The sequence below is a fragment of the Flavobacterium sandaracinum genome, assembly GCF_004349135.1.
Classification (GTDB): Bacteria; Bacteroidota; Bacteroidia; order Flavobacteriales; family Flavobacteriaceae; genus Flavobacterium; species Flavobacterium sandaracinum.
This window is the reverse complement of sequence record NZ_SMFN01000014.1, coordinates 70,879-86,430: the sequence shown is the minus strand read 5'-3', so window position 1 is coordinate 86,430 and position 15,552 is coordinate 70,879. Positions and strand designations below refer to the sequence as shown.

Below are 15,552 nucleotides of genomic sequence, written 5' to 3'. Positions count from 1 at the left end.
TTATGTTATTTTGGTGCAAATTAAAACTATTTTATGGTTATTTGAATCAGTTGTGAAAAAACAGTAGTTGAATCCTCCATCTTTGATTTTCCATTTTTTTCGAATATTTTCTACGCTATCTGGGAAATTACGAGTTGTAATATTCGCTTGACTGTTTTCTAAGTGAATTTTCATTTCCATTTTATTGTATGGAAATGTTTTCTCAATTACGAAAACACGCCCTGGAAAGGATATTAAGTTGTTTGAAGTATATAAATGCGAATGTTTGTGTAATTTGTTTACGTTGTAAAACAAGCTAACTTCATCAAATCCACCTGATTTCATGATAGCGCTATTGGGTTCGTAGAGATACTTTTGAGGCAAACTAAAGTGTATGAATTTGGATTCTTCATTCAAAATAAAATCAAATTTCTCTGTTTTACCCTTTAAAATATTTATGGTTTTAATGCTAATATTTTTAGAATATCCTTTGTGTAATTCCCATAATAATTCTTTTACTTCATTCTCTAAGGCTACTATATGAATTGTTTTTACATGTTGCAATTCAGATAATCCAGCAGAAATATCAAGAAGAGGCGCTGTTTTTATTAAAATTGCATTCGAATTTTTAAAATAAAAAGCTAGATTTTCTGGAATATTTGGCAAACAATCTTTCAGCATGAATACTTTTCCTTTTGAATCATTTCTCCTAGACGGATCAATGTAAATCCAATCCCATGTTGTTTGTAAAGTTGTTAAAGTATCAAAGCTATCTGCGGAATAGCAAGTAATGTTAGAAGTATTTAATTGTTTAAAATTATGTCCTACAATAGCAGATAGTAAAGGATTAATTTCGCAATGGGATACTTTTTCTATTTTTTTTGCAAAATAATAATCATCTACTCCAAAACCTCCAGTTAAATCAATTAGACATTCTCCTGAAACAATGGAGGCTTTATAGGAAGCGGTTGCTTCAGATGAGGTTTGTTCGATTGAAATTTTACTTGGATAAATTATATTTTTGGTTGCAAACCAAGTCGGTAATTTGTTTTTTGCTTTTGTCTTTGCTTCAATTTGGCTCAAAACACCAATCCAATTAGACTGTGGAAATGGATTTTTTTGCAGTGCTAATTTTGATATGTTTGCACCAATAGTATCATTTATAAAAGCTTGTATTTCTGGATTTAATAAGGATGTATCCACAATTAAATATCTTTAGTCAATAACATGATAATTTTATTTTCTGGGAAGAATTCTTTGCCAATTACCTTGATTATTGTGTAAAGAGGAACTGCTACCACCATTCCTAAAATTCCAAAAAGGAAACCAGCAATAAGAATTACTAGGAAAATTTCTAGGGGGTGTGAACTTACACTTTTAGAAAAAATGATAGGTTGAGAAAAATTATTGTCAATTATTTGTACCATCCAAAAACCGATTAAAACGTATATTGTTGTTGGTAAAATTTCAGATTGAAAATCACTGCCCAAATTACTTAGCATTGTTAAAATTGCGGCTAACACCGAAGCAATTAACGGACCGATATAGGGAATAATGTTTAACACAGCACATAGAAATGCAATAACAAGCGCATTGGGTACTCCAAAAATAAATAATACAATCATATATAAAATAAATACGATGAATAATTGAATCAATAAACCAATAAAATAGCGTGACAATAAATGGTTTATTTTATCTAAAGAATGTAAGATCTGATCCTCATGGCTATTTGGAATTAATTTTTTAGCACCAACAATAAACATCAACCGGTCTTTTAAAAAGAAAAAGGTTATAAATAAAATCGATCCTAAAGCTACGCCCAAGCTACTAATGGTGTTTAATATCGTGTTTAAAAAATTAGGGATAAAGTTAAAGTTAACTTTTGAGGTTACGTTAGCCTCCTTTAAAAGTTGTGCAGAATCAATTTGATGGCTGTCAAGGAAAACACTTATTTGCTCCATTAGTTGAACAATATCTTTTTCAATCTCTACCGTATTTAGTAAGGAAAGATTTTGTCCTTGTGATAAAACCAGCGGAACAAACATCATTAAAAACCCAAAGATAATTAATATAAAAATGAATAAAACTAGTATTGTAGCAAAGATATGATTGAATTTTAGCCGTCTTTTAAAAAAGTCTAAAATTGGATTTCCAATTAACGTCATTATAAACGATATTACCAGATAAATTAAGACTGATTGAATTTGGTAAAAAAATAATAAAATTAAACCGCAGAAAGCTAAAGTCAATAGCGCTCTCAAAATACCGTTGGAAATCGTCTTTGATGTAATCATTTTTTATTTTTAGTTGGTAAATATAAAAAAAAACTCGCTAACAAGTAGCGAGTTTTGAATTCTTAAAAAACTAAAAAACTACAATCTGAAACTTGCTCTTGATCCACCAGAAACAAAAACGGCAGCCATTCTTGATTTTTGACCGTTAGAGAACATATACATTCCTCTATCATCAGTATAATCCATATAGTTCATTGTCATTTCAACTGGATTACCAGAACAAGTACTGTAACTTGGATAAGCTGGAACTCCAGAATTTGCTGCATTGTGAGTAGGTGTATCAGATACTAAATCACTACCACAAGTTGCATCACCCCAAATATGACGTAAGTTCATCCAGTGTCCTACTTCATGAGTTCCCGTTCTTCCTAAGTTGAAAGGAAATGTAGCTGTACCAGTAGTTCCTAAATACTTAGAATCAATTACAACTCCGTCCGTAGAAGAAGATCCACCAGGAAATTGAGCATAACCTAAAATTCCACCACCAATAGTACAAGACCAAAGGTTCATCCTAGTAGTTGGTGTAGTTGGAGCAATTCCGCCTTGAGAAGCAATTTTCATTGCATTGTTAGTACCCCAAGAGGTTTTGGTAGTAGCTTTTCTGTAAACAGCTTCTAGTACAAATGAGATTCCTACATTTGCTTTTACACCTGCAAATAAAGAAGGAACTTGATTAAAATCAGAATTTGTAGCATTAAAATCTCTGTTCAAAACATCAATTTGTGATTGAATTTGCGCTAATGAAATATTTTCAGCAGTTGTTCTATAAAGAACATTCACTACAACCGGAATTTGAACTTTTCCGTTTACTAAACGACCTGACAACATTGATTTTTGAGTAAATGCTTCAATTTCGTTCATTCTTAACGCTAGCGATGGATCTGCTTTCATTTGGGCGGCTAGGACCTCTTGAGAGGCACAACCACGTTTTGTAATTGCATCAGCTGATGGAGTAATTTCTGTATTTTCATTTTGACAAGAAAAAAGCATTAGTAATGCTACAGCAGATAAAAGAATTTTTTTCATAATAAATTTGTTATAAATAGATAGATTTGGTTAATTATTTGACAATTTAATGATAACTAGTTCGAATGATTATTTAAATATTTTTTCAAATGATTGAGAAAATATGTTAAAATTGTGTCTTTAGGATACTAATCGTAAATACAGTAGCTCAGGAATAAATACATGCTGAACGACTACTTTTATAAAATCACCTTCTTAAGATGTTTTATAATAGGTAAAAAGAAAGGAGTATATTTTGAATAAAAAGAGGTGACTATTAGCCACCTCTAGAGATTAAACTATTAAAGTGAATTGAATTAAATTCCGAAACCTGCTCTTGCTCCACCAGAAACAAAAATGGCTGCCATTCTGGATTTTTGACCGTTAGTAAACATATACATCCCTCTGTCGTCTGTGTAATCCATATAGTTCATTGTCATCTCTACTGGAGTACCTGTACAAGTACTGTAGTGAGGGTAAGCTGGAACACCATAGTTAGCCGTATTGTGTGTAGGAGTGTCAGAAACTAGATCACTTCCACAAGTTGCATCACCCCAAATGTGACGTAAATTCATCCAGTGACCCACCTCGTGAGTAGCAGTTCTTCCTAAGTTGTAAACTCCTGAAACTGTTCCAGTACGTCCAAATGCATTATTATCCATTACAACTCCATCCGTTGCAGATGATCCCCCAGGGAATTGAGCATAACCAAGAATACCACCTCCCAAATTACAAGACCACATGTTTAATACTGTGTTAGGTGTAGTAGGCGCAATTCCTTTGTTAGCGCTTTTCATTGCGTCATTAGTTGAAAATGAAGTTGTTCTTGTTGCTTTTCTTACAACATTTTGTAGAACAAATGTAATTCCAACATTGGCAGCAACACCAGAGAATAGAGCTGGAGTACTACTAAAATCAGAATTTGTTGCATTGAAATCTTCGTTTAAAACGTCAATTTGAGATTGGATTTGAGCTAAAGATATATTTTCGGCTGCTGTTCTGTACAACACGTTTACTACAACTGGAATTTCTATTTTACCGTTTACTAAACGTCCGGATAGCATCGCTTTTTCAGTAAAAGCTTCAATTTTGCTCATTCTTAAAGCTAAGGTTGGATCTGCTTTCATTTGTGCTGCAAGAACTTCTTGTGACGCACAACCACGTTTTGCTACAGCACTGGTTTCTGGAGCTGTTTCTGTAGTGTCATTTTGACAAGAGAAAAGCATTACTAATGCTGCTGCAGATAAAAGAATTTTTTTCATAATGAATTTGTTATAAATTAATAGATTTGGTTAATTATTTCACAATTTTATAACAATTATTTCATAAAAAAAATTAATGGTTGTTTTATTTTAAAAATAATTTGTAACTCTTTCATTTTACGGGTTTCCGTAATATTTAATATTTTTGTTTCAAAGTATTTTCTGATAGTTCATTTTGGTTTTAATGTAAACAATCTTCTAGTTTTTAGTTTTTTATGGAAGTAATTATGCTTTTTTTTATTAAATTATTTTAAAAAATACTAATTTCAATAAAAAACAACAACGAATTTGTTTAGCTTATTTTATATTTTGTTAGACAAATTCAGTAATGGGTCAAGCTAATCATGAGATTTTGGTACTTGATTTGTCTAATTATTCTTTGATTTTAAGTAGATCAAAAGTGTTTTTTTTCTAAAATTTATGTTAAAATATAAATATCAAAAGTTATGCTAAAGGAGTAGGGCGTTTGACTTTTAAAATCAAAAAGGAAGCGCTGCAAACGGAATGAAGAATAGGGTAGTAAGTAAAAAAAATGCCTAATTAGTAAAAAGATAACTTATAATATTAGCACCCATTTTTAAAGCTTTTTCACGAATCTCTTTTGGGTCATTGTTTACTTCAGGATCTTCCCAGCCGTCTCCTAAATCACATTCATAGGTGTAAAGTAAAACGAGTTTTTCTTTGATGAAAATACCAAACGCTTGTGGCCGTTTGCCATCGTGCTCATGTATTTTCGGTAATCCATTTGGAAACGAATAGGGTTTCTGAAAAATTACATGATTAGCAGGAATTTCTACTAAGTTGTTGTTTGGGAATATTTTTTTTATCTCTTTTTTAATATATTGATCCATTCCGTAATTATCATCAATATGTAGAAATCCACCCGCTAGCAAATAATTTTTTAGGTTACTTGTATCTGCATCGCTAAAAACAACATTTCCATGACCCGTCATGTGAACATAAGGATACGAAAATAAATCAGGGCTACTAGGTTCGACAGTGGCCGGCTTTAATTTTATGCGGGTGTTAATATTGGCGTTGCAATATTTTATCAAGTTAGGCAGTGATGTTGGGTTGGCATACCAATCACCACCGCCACTATATTTTACCAAAGCAATTTCTTGTGAAAATGATGGTATGGACAAGAGTAATAAAAGATAAAATATTTTTTTCATGTGGTATAATCCGTTATTCTTCGTTAATAAAGACTACGCTGTGACAGGCGACAATGGCCGCAGTTTCCGTTCGTAATCTTGTATTGCCTAATGAAACAGGAATAAAGTCATTATCAAGTGCCAATGCGATTTCTTTTTCTGAAAAATCGCCTTCAGGACCTATAAGCATTGTTAGCTCTTGATTGGGTTTTAAAACTGATTTTAGCGTTCTTTTATCTGTTTCCTCGCAGTGAGCAATCATTTTTAAACCTTCTTGTTTAAGATTAATAAATTCCTTGAAAGTCACGGCATTATTTAATTTTGGAAGGTACACTTCATTGGATTGCTTCATTGCTGCCAAAAGGATTTTATCAAATCGTTCGATATTGATAACTTTTCGTTCAGAATGGTCGCAAATGATTGGGGTAATTTCATGTATACCAATTTCAGTGGCTTTTTCTAAAAACCATTCAAATCGATCGTTCATTTTAGTGGGAGCAACAGCCAAATGCAATCTAAATTTTGATGGAGGTGCTTTTTCAAAAGAAATAATTTTAACCGTGCATTTACTGTCTGAGGCTAAGGTGATTTCAGTTGTAAATAAAAAACCTAAACCATTAGTGACCTGCAGTATGTCAGTGTCTTTTTTGCGCAGAACTTTGATGATGTGTTTGCTTTCTTCTTTGTCAAAAGAAAAAATTTCAGTAGCTTCAGTAATAGTAGGACTGTAAAATAATTGCATAATTATAGTTGTATTCTTGCTTTAGAAACCACAGCTGAAGTTTCAAATGTTTGAGTTAAAAATTTTTGATAACCTACAATTCCAATCATTGCAGCATTATCAGTGGTATATTCAAATTTGGGAACAAAGGTTTTCCAGCCGTATTTGTTCTCGGCCTCTTTTAAAGTTTTTCGGATGCCTGAATTGGCAGAAACCCCTCCGCCAATAGCGATTTGAGTTATTCCTGTTTCTTTCACGGCCAATTTTAATTTGTCCATCAAAATTTCAATAATCGTATGTTGAATAGAGGCGCAAATATCATCTCGGTTTTCTTCGATAAAATTTGGATTTTCTGCTTTTTTCTTCTGTATAAAATATAAAATAGCGGTCTTTAAACCAGAAAAACTAAAGTCTAATCCAGGAACTTTAGGTTTTGTAAAAACGAAAGCTTTTGGATTTCCTTCTTGTGCGTATTTATCAATTAAAGGACCTCCGGGATAGGGCAGACCTAAAATTTTGGCACTTTTATCAAATGCTTCACCTACGGCATCATCAGTTGTCTCGCCTATAACAGTCATGTCAAAAAAGTGATCGACTTTAATAATTTGAGTATGTCCGCCGCTAATGGTTAGGGCTAGGAAAGGGAAGTCCGGTTTTTCATAGCCTTCTTCCTGTATGAAATGAGCTAAAACATGGGCTTGCATGTGGTTGACTGCAATTAGCGGAACTTGCAATGCTAGCGCCATTGATTTTGCAAAAGAGCTGCCTACTAAAAGAGATCCCATGAGTCCAGGACCTTGCGTGAATGCAATTGCTGATAACTGTTCTTTTTGTATATTTGCTTTGCGGAGTGCTGCAGCAACTACGGGAACAATATTTTGTTGATGTGCACGGGAGGCTAATTCAGGAACTACGCCGCCGTATTGGGTATGGATTAGCTGATTCGCCACAACATTTGATAGTACTTTGTCGTTGTGTAAAACGGCAGCGGCAGTATCGTCACACGAACTTTCGATGGCAAGAATAAAAACCTCGGAATTTTGCATAAAAAGGCACAAATTTTGAATTACATTTGACGGGTCAATTAAAGAAAAAATATTTTGTCAAAGGACAAAATTAGAGAATTTTTATCAAAGGACCCCGTTTCTAAAGGCAAAATGCAGTAGTGAAAAATTTAAACAGAAAATAGGTATCAAAAAAGTTATAAAAATAGTGCTTCGTTCCCTGCTTGGGCTAATCCTACTTTTGCTAGTTCTTGCTATCGCACTCACTTTGCCAGCTGTTCAAACTAAAATTGCTCGCTATTTCACGAACAGTATTAATAAAGATTTTGGGACAAATATTGCTATTGATGGGGTTGCAATTTCCGTTTTTGGGGGAATAAAATTCAAAAATGTATTGATTCGCGATCATCGTAAAGATACCTTAATTTATTCCCAAAGAATTGCAACTACCATTTTGGAAGGGAAAAAATTATTGGATGGTGATTTAATTTTTGATGGATTGGATTTGCATGGGTTAATTTTTAATCTAAAAACGTATAAAAACGAAAAAGAGTCAAATCTTGATAAATTCATTAAAGCATTCGAAACCGGAAAGCCGTCCAGTAGAAAATTTTTGCTTAAAGCAAATAAACTTCAAATTTTTTCTGGACATTTCATGTTAACTGATGAAAATCGGGAGATTCCAAAAGAGTTGGATTTTACTAAACTGAATGCTTCCGTAACTGATTTTAAAATATTTGGTCCCGATGTTACAACCAATATCAATAAAATGTCATTTTTGGATTTTAGAGGTTTGTATGTTAAAAATTTAAAATCAAAATTCACCTATTCGAAAAAAAATATAAAGCTCGAAAAGTTAGACTTATTAACGAAAGAATCCACCTTAGTAGGAACGGTTTTATTGAATTATAAAATAGAAGATTTCTCTAATTTTACCGATAAAGTTCTTTTTGATATCAAATTGAATTCGGCTTCTATAGCTTCAAATGATATTCGGTATTTCTATAAAGAAGTTGGAAAAAATCAACATTTTTACGTTAAGGCAAGTATTAAAGGTACACTTAACGATTTGAAATTTAAAAATCTGGAATTAGTAGACGATCGAAAGACCCAAATAATTGGAGACGTAAATTTTAAGAATCTTTTTGCTAAAAAGGGGCAAAAATTTTCTATGTATGCCAAATTTGATAAATTAACCTCCAGCTACGAGGATTTGATCGTAATTCTGCCTAATATTTTGGGGAATAAATTACCGACTTCCTTAAAAAAACTAGGTAGATTTTCAGCTTCAGGATCTTCCAATGTTTCCACTACCGCAGTCGAAGCAGATTTTTCTATGAGCACTGCATTAGGGAAAGTAACTTCAAAATTAGCCATTCAAAATATAAACGTAATTGATAAGGCTTCTTATTTAGGAAATGTAATTTTTGAAAATTTTGACATTGGAACTTTATTGGATCAAAAAGAAATAGGTCGGGTAAGTTTAAATATTGATGTGGATGGTAAAGGATTTAAACAAGAATATTTGAATACGGCCATAAAGGGTGATATAAGTCAAATAGAGTATAAAACGTATAATTATACTAATATCGTTGTTAATGGAACGCTAGAGAGTCCCAATTATAAAGGTCAAATAGAAATAAATGACCCAAATTTGAAAATGACATTTGATGGCTTATTGGATTTAAGTAAAAAAGACAGTCGGTATGACTTTCATATCATTGTTGAAAATGCAGATTTAAACAAACTAAAATTAGTAAAAGACTCGGTTTCTGTATTTAGGGGTGATGTTGTGGTTCAGGCTTCAGGAAATAACATAGAGAATTTTCAAGGAAATGTTTATATAAACAAAACCTCTTATCAAAATGCGAAAGACACGTATAATTTTGATGATTTCACTATAAATTCTGCTTTTGATCAAGATAGGATACGAACGATAACTGTAAATTCTCCGGATATTGTCCAAGGAGAAATTGTGGGTAAATATGAATTCAATCAACTGGAAAATTTAGTAAAAAATTCTTTAGGAAGTTTATACACTAATTTTAAGCCAAATAAGGTCAAAAGAGGACAGTTCCTAAAGTTTAATTTTTCGATTTATAATAAAATAATCGAAATATTTTATCCTGAAATTTCAATAGGGGCTAATACTATTGTTAAAGGAAACATCAATTCAGATAGTCAGGAATTTAAATTCAACTTTGATTCGCCTCAAATTAAAGCATCAAATACGACATTTGATAATATCAGAGTAGCAGTTGACAACAAAAATCCTCTTTATAATGCCTTTATTGAGCTCGATAGTATCAAAACAAAATATTATAAAATACGTGATTTTAGTTTGATAAATGTTACGATGAAGGATACATTATTCTTTCGTTCAGAATTTAAAGGGGGTCCAAATGCAGAAGACTATTACAATCTGAATTTATACCATACTATAAATAAGGATAATAATAATGTTGTGGGCATTAGCAAATCAGAAATTAAGTTCAAGGACTATCTATGGTTTTTAAATGAAAATGAAACTCCAGATAATCAAATTGTTTTTGATAAGTCATTTAAAAATTTTAATATCGATAATATAATTCTATCCCATGAAGATCAGTCGATTTCATTAGCTGGGGTTTTTAAGGATACGACTATAAAGGACTTAAAATTGAGTTTTAAAGATGTTAATTTAAATCAGATTACACCTACGAATAATAAGTTTGTTTTGCAGGGGAATATTAATGGAGAAGTTGATTTTAAACAGAATAATGATGTTTATCAACCTACGGCTTCGATAGTGATTGACAATTTAGATGTAAATAAAACCCCTTTAGGAACTTTAAATTTTGATATAGAAGGAGATGAGAATCTGAAAAAGTTTACGATCAATTCGAATTTAGAAAATGAAAATATTGAGGCATTTAATGCAAATGGGAGTTTTGAAATCGTGAACAAAGAGACAATCCTTGATTTAAAATTAAAATTCGAAAAATTTAATATAGCCACATTGAACTCGCTTGGCGGAGAAGTATTGTCTAATATTAGAGGTTCTATTTCAGGGAATTCTACCATCGAAGGAAATCTTAAAAAACCAAACATCAATGGTCGCCTTTACTTAGATAATGCAGGTATAACCATTCCCTATTTGAATGTAGATTATGGATTAGCTGATAATGCAATTATAGATTTAACAGATGAGCGATTCTTATTTAGAAATAATACGCTAACGGATACTAAATATGGAACTATAGGAAGCTTAAATGGAAACATTGAGCACAATAATTTTACAGATTGGAAATTAGATCTAACAATTAGTTCTAAGCGATTATTAGCCTTAGACACTAAAGATAGTGAAGATGCTGCTTATTATGGAACTGCCTTTATAGATGGCACTGCTTCGATTAAAGGACCTACGAATTCTCTTTTTATAAAAGTAGAAGCTAAATCAGAGAAAGGAACTGCTGTAAAAATCCCCATTAATAATGCGGAGAGTGTAAGTGATAATATCTTTATTCATTTTGTAACAGCTAAAGAAAAATACAATTTAATGAATGGTATCGTTGATAACACCAGGAACTACAACGGACTCGAACTTGAATTTGACTTTGATATTACTCCAGATGCCGAAGTAGAAGTGATTTTGGATCGCAATACCGGTCACGGAATGAAAGGGAAAGGCTTTGGGTCGTTACTATTTAAAATCAATACATTAGGGAAATTTAACATGTGGGGAGATTTTCAAGCTTATGAGGGAACTTATAACTTTAAATACGGAGGACTTATTGATAAGAAATTTGAAGTAAAAAAGGGAGGGTCAATCACTTGGGAAGGAAACCCTATGAAAGCACAGTTAAACCTAGAGGCCATTTATAAAACATCAGCAAATCCAGCAGTTTTATTAGATAACGCGTCTTTCAATACCAAAGTTCCAGTGGAAGTTGTCATAGGAGTTCGTGGAGATTTAACCAGTCCGGAACCCGATTTTAACATCGAATTTCCAACAGTTAGTAATGTATTGAAATCAGAGATTCAGTACAAACTTAACGATAAAGATGTCAGACAAACACAAGCGTTGTATTTGTTATCCTCTGGAGGTTTTTTAAGTCCAGAAGGAGTTAATCAATCTGATTTTTCCGGTAGTTTATTTGAAACTGCTTCAAGTATTTTAGGAGGGATCATACAATCAGATGATGAAAAGTTTAAGGTTGGGCTTAATTTTATTGGTGCAGATCGAAGAATTGGGAAAGAAACAGACGGAAGATTCGTTGCCACAATTTCATCTAAGATTAATGAAAGAGTGACTATAAATGGTAAACTTGGAGTTCCTTTTGGAGGTATAAATGAGTCTGCAATTGTAGGAGATGTGGAAGTTCTATTTCGTGTTAACGAAGACGGAACACTAAATCTAAGACTTTTTAACAAAGAGAATGATATTAATTACATTGGTCAAGGAATTGGATACACACAGGGATTAGGGGTTTCTTATGAGGTAGATTTTGATACTTTCAAAGAATTTGTAGATAAGATTTTTAAAAACCTTAAATTTGATAAAGTAACAACTCCTGCATCCGAAGATCAAGATTCCAACTTATCTCCCGACTACATTAATTTTACCAAATCTAAGAAAACCACTACTGCAAAAATTAAAAAAAATCAAGAGGGCTTGATTCCAGAGGAAAATTAACTCATAAGGGTTTGTTAGTTCGATGTAGAGCGTTATTTTAAAGTGCCTCAGAAATGAATTGTTGGTAATTCCAAATGCTTCAAAAGCGAGAATGCACAGACAAAAAATCAATTCCTCATATATTTGGTCTTTGACGCACTATTGTAAAGTTGTCTTGAGGTTTGCAAGCGATTAGTGCCTGATGTTTTTTCTATTTGAAATACTCGGTGTGGACTTCCAGCGAATAATCTTTAAGTATTTCCGGATTGTGATTCCTGTTAATATGGCAATGTACTTATTGTCTCCTTCTAAATAAGCGATACAGATTATCGGCCAAAAAAATATTTTATTAAACTTCTTCAACAATTATAAAAAAACATTTTAAACAGGATGGTTTTTTATATGTTTGATCCTCTTTAATTTTCTTCTGTGACATTTGTCACATACTGTATTTACTCATAAAATAGTTATTTTTCCATGATATTTATCACACAAGTTGAAATAGGTTGCACCTACTTTTGCTTAGTTAAAATTCGAAAGAATAGTATTTATTTAAAAACTCTTGATTATGAAAATAGAACAAATTTACACAGGATGTATTGCTCATGCAGCTTATTATATTGAGAACAATGGTGAGGCAGCAATTTTTGATCCCTTACGCGAGGTTCAACCTTACATTGACAGAGCATTTAAGGATAATGCTACAATAAAATACGTTTTTCTAACTCATTTCCATGCTGATTTCGTCTCTGGACATTTGGATTTAGCTAGTAAAACAAATGCTAAAATTATTTACGGTCCAACAGCCAAGCCTGCTTATGAGATAATTTCAGCTACTGATGGACAAGTTTTTGAAGTCGGAAATTACAAAGTAAAAGTTATCCATACTCCAGGACATACCATGGAAAGCACGACCTACTTGCTGATTGACGAAAATGGAAGAGAACATGGCATTATCACTGGAGATACTTTATTCATTGGAGATGTTGGGCGACCGGATTTAGCGCAACACGTTATTGCAGAGTTAACGCAAGATAAATTAGCGCGTCATCTATTCCATTCGTTGAGAGAAAAAATAATGCCTTTGTCAGATGATTTAATTGTATATCCAAATCATGGTGCGGGTTCAGCATGTGGTAAAATGATGAGCAAGGAAACCACTGATACTTTAGGAAACCAAAAGAAAACCAATTATGCTTTGAATCCAAAAATGAGCGAAGATGAATTTGTTACGGCTGTTTTAACGGGTTTAACTGCTCCTCCTGCCTATTTTCCTGCTAATGTTTTAATGAATATTAAAGGATATGAAAGTTTAGACGAAGTGATGAAGAAAGCAAAAACGCCGCTAAACCCAATTGAATTTGAAGCTGTTGCAAATGAAACAAGAGCATTAATTTTGGATACAAGAGCTGCTGATGAATTTGCAAAAGGTTTCATCCCAAACAGTATTAATATTGGTTTAGATGGAAATTTTGCAATGTGGGTTGGTGAAATGATCGCTGATATAAAACAAGAAATTTTATTGGTTACCACTTTGGGAAATGAAGAGGAAAGTATGGTACGATTATCTCGCATAGGGTATGACCATACCATTGGTTACTTGGAAGGAGGTTTTTCTTCATGGAAGAACACAGGTTTTGAAACCGATACTATTGATCGAATTACTGCTGAAGAATTGGAAAAAAATATCAATTTTGAAGAAACTCTAATTTTTGATCTTAGGAAAAAAAGTGAATTTTTATCGGAACATTTAATAGAGGCAACTAATGTTCCGCTAAACGAAATAAACAGTCATCTTGCTCAATTTCCAAAAGACAAGAAATTTATTTTGCATTGTGCTGGAGGGTATCGCAGTATGATTGCAGCATCTATATTAAAACAGCGGGGTTGGGATAATTTTGTTGATGTTGTTGGTGGATTTGAAGCGATCAAAAAAACCAATCTCTCAATCACTGATTATGTTTGTCCAACTACATTATTATAGAAATACAGCTCATCTATTTTTATCAAAACGCTACATAAAAGTAGCGTTTTTTTTAGCGCTTGATTTTTGTTATTCAGTCCATTCAGCCTACTAAATTCCCCCAGCTCTTCACAAAATTATTTTGTATTCAAGTGCGTTGGTTTTTCATTTCTCTTCAATTTAACATTCTTAAAAAAAAATGGAATAGCACTAATATTGAAAACTACTTTTTATAATTTTTCAACTTGAAAAATGAAATTGTTATTAAATTGTGATTGATAAATAATACAAAGGATTGGCTTTTCTTTTAATTAAAGACAGAGGAATTGTTAATTGTTAAATAAAAGTTACCTATTTTTCATTTTTGTTAAATAAAATTCAATTTATTTGGGTATTCCAATAAACTTATCAACGAAAACGTTTGAATTTAGAATACTTTCCTAATTTATTAAAAACGCGGCCTTGAAAGTGGTTAATGTTTGCTAATTTTACACTTTAATACTTTAAATAATGCCAAAAACAATAAAAAAAGTTGGTGTTCTAACTTCGGGAGGTGACTCACCGGGTATGAATGCAGCTATTCGATCAGTTGTTCGAACTTGTGCTTATCATAACATAGAATGTATCGGAATTTATAGAGGATATCAAGGAATGATTGAGGGAGACTTCAAGGAAATGGGACCTCGAAGTGTAAACAACATTGTAAATAAAGGTGGGACCATTTTAAAATCAGCTCGATCTTTAGAATTTAAAACTCCAGAAGGCAGAAAAAAAGCACACGAAAACCTAGTTAAATCAGGAATTGATGCTTTGGTAGTAATTGGTGGTGACGGAACGTTTACCGGAGGATTGCTATTTAATACGGAGTTTAATTTTCCAGTAATGGGGATTCCAGGAACAATTGATAATGATATTTTTGGAACGAGTCATACCTTAGGTTATGATACTGCTCTAAATACTGTAGTGGATGTAATCGATAAAATTAGAGATACTGCAAGTTCTCATAATCGCCTATTTTTTGTTGAGGTTATGGGTAGAGATGCCGGTCATATTGCGTTGAATGCCGGAATTGGAGCAGGTGCCGAAGAAATTCTTATACCTGAAGAAGACTTAGGTCTAGACCGACTTTTGGAATCTTTACAAAAAAGTAAGGCATCAGGAAAATCATCCAGCATAGTTGTTATTGCAGAAGGCGATAAAATAGGTAAAAATGTTTTCGAATTAAAAGATTATGTAGAAGCGAATTTACCCGAATATGACGTTAGAGTTTCTGTATTAGGGCACATGCAACGTGGTGGATCACCTTCTTGTTTTGATAGAGTTCTAGCAAGTAGATTAGGTGTAAAAGCGGTTGAATCCTTATTAGAAGGAAAATCCAATTATATGGTTGGCTTGCAAAATGATCAAGTTTCATTGACCCCTTTAGAGCAAGCAATAAAAGGAAAAACAATGATTGATAGAGAATTATTAAGAGTTTCAGACATTATGTCTACATAAGTGGTTAAAGTTTATT

The 15,552-nt window shown here is 32.5% G+C and carries 10 protein-coding genes; 3 read left to right on the top strand and 7 right to left on the bottom strand.

Annotated elements, in window-relative coordinates; all coding sequences use genetic code 11:
• The 7 genes from E0F91_RS12190 to tsaD all read right to left on the bottom strand — a co-directional run bounded on the left by E0F91_RS12190 (nucleotide 1) and on the right by tsaD (nucleotide 7,464).
• Nucleotides 1–1,182, bottom strand: coding sequence for a THUMP-like domain-containing protein (locus E0F91_RS12190; RefSeq protein ID WP_132066758.1), 1,182 nt, complete (start codon nucleotides 1,180–1,182; stop codon nucleotides 1–3).
• 2 nt (nucleotides 1,183–1,184) lie between these two features.
• Nucleotides 1,185–2,276 (bottom strand): AI-2E family transporter, encoded by a 1,092-nt coding sequence (locus E0F91_RS12185; RefSeq protein ID WP_132066757.1) that lies wholly within the window; start codon nucleotides 2,274–2,276, stop codon nucleotides 1,185–1,187.
• Nucleotides 2,277–2,354: 78 nt separating this feature from the next.
• Nucleotides 2,355–3,302 (bottom strand): zinc metalloprotease, encoded by a 948-nt coding sequence (locus E0F91_RS12180; protein WP_132066756.1) that lies wholly within the window; start codon nucleotides 3,300–3,302, stop codon nucleotides 2,355–2,357.
• A 296-nt stretch (nucleotides 3,303–3,598) separates the two neighbouring features.
• A complete protein-coding gene (locus E0F91_RS12175; protein WP_132066755.1) occupies nucleotides 3,599–4,543 on the bottom strand; it encodes a zinc metalloprotease in 945 nt (314 codons plus the stop codon).
• A 536-nt stretch (nucleotides 4,544–5,079) separates the two neighbouring features.
• Nucleotides 5,080–5,718: a DUF4159 domain-containing protein gene (locus E0F91_RS12170; RefSeq protein WP_132066754.1), complete on the bottom strand. Its 639-nt coding sequence runs from the start codon at nucleotides 5,716–5,718 to the stop codon at nucleotides 5,080–5,082.
• Between the two features lie 13 nt (nucleotides 5,719–5,731).
• Nucleotides 5,732–6,439, bottom strand: coding sequence for a 16S rRNA (uracil(1498)-N(3))-methyltransferase (locus tag E0F91_RS12165; RefSeq protein ID WP_132066753.1), 708 nt, complete (start codon nucleotides 6,437–6,439; stop codon nucleotides 5,732–5,734).
• A gap of 2 nt (nucleotides 6,440–6,441) precedes the next feature.
• Entirely contained in the window at nucleotides 6,442–7,464 is a 1,023-nt protein-coding gene (tsaD, locus tag E0F91_RS12160) for a tRNA (adenosine(37)-N6)-threonylcarbamoyltransferase complex transferase subunit TsaD (RefSeq protein ID WP_132066752.1), read from the bottom strand.
• A gap of 199 nt (nucleotides 7,465–7,663) precedes the next feature.
• Between tsaD and E0F91_RS12155 the strand changes: the two genes are divergently transcribed.
• The 3 genes from E0F91_RS12155 (at nucleotide 7,664) to pfkA (ending at nucleotide 15,536) form a co-directional block, all read left to right on the top strand.
• Nucleotides 7,664–12,097: a translocation/assembly module TamB domain-containing protein gene (locus E0F91_RS12155; protein WP_132066770.1), complete on the top strand. Its 4,434-nt coding sequence runs from the start codon at nucleotides 7,664–7,666 to the stop codon at nucleotides 12,095–12,097.
• 547 nt (nucleotides 12,098–12,644) lie between these two features.
• Nucleotides 12,645–14,060: an MBL fold metallo-hydrolase gene (locus E0F91_RS12150; protein WP_132066751.1), complete on the top strand. Its 1,416-nt coding sequence runs from the start codon at nucleotides 12,645–12,647 to the stop codon at nucleotides 14,058–14,060.
• Between the two features lie 489 nt (nucleotides 14,061–14,549).
• Entirely contained in the window at nucleotides 14,550–15,536 is a 987-nt protein-coding gene (pfkA, locus tag E0F91_RS12145) for a 6-phosphofructokinase (RefSeq protein ID WP_132066750.1), read from the top strand.
• The last annotated feature ends 16 nt before the right edge of the window (nucleotides 15,537–15,552 follow it).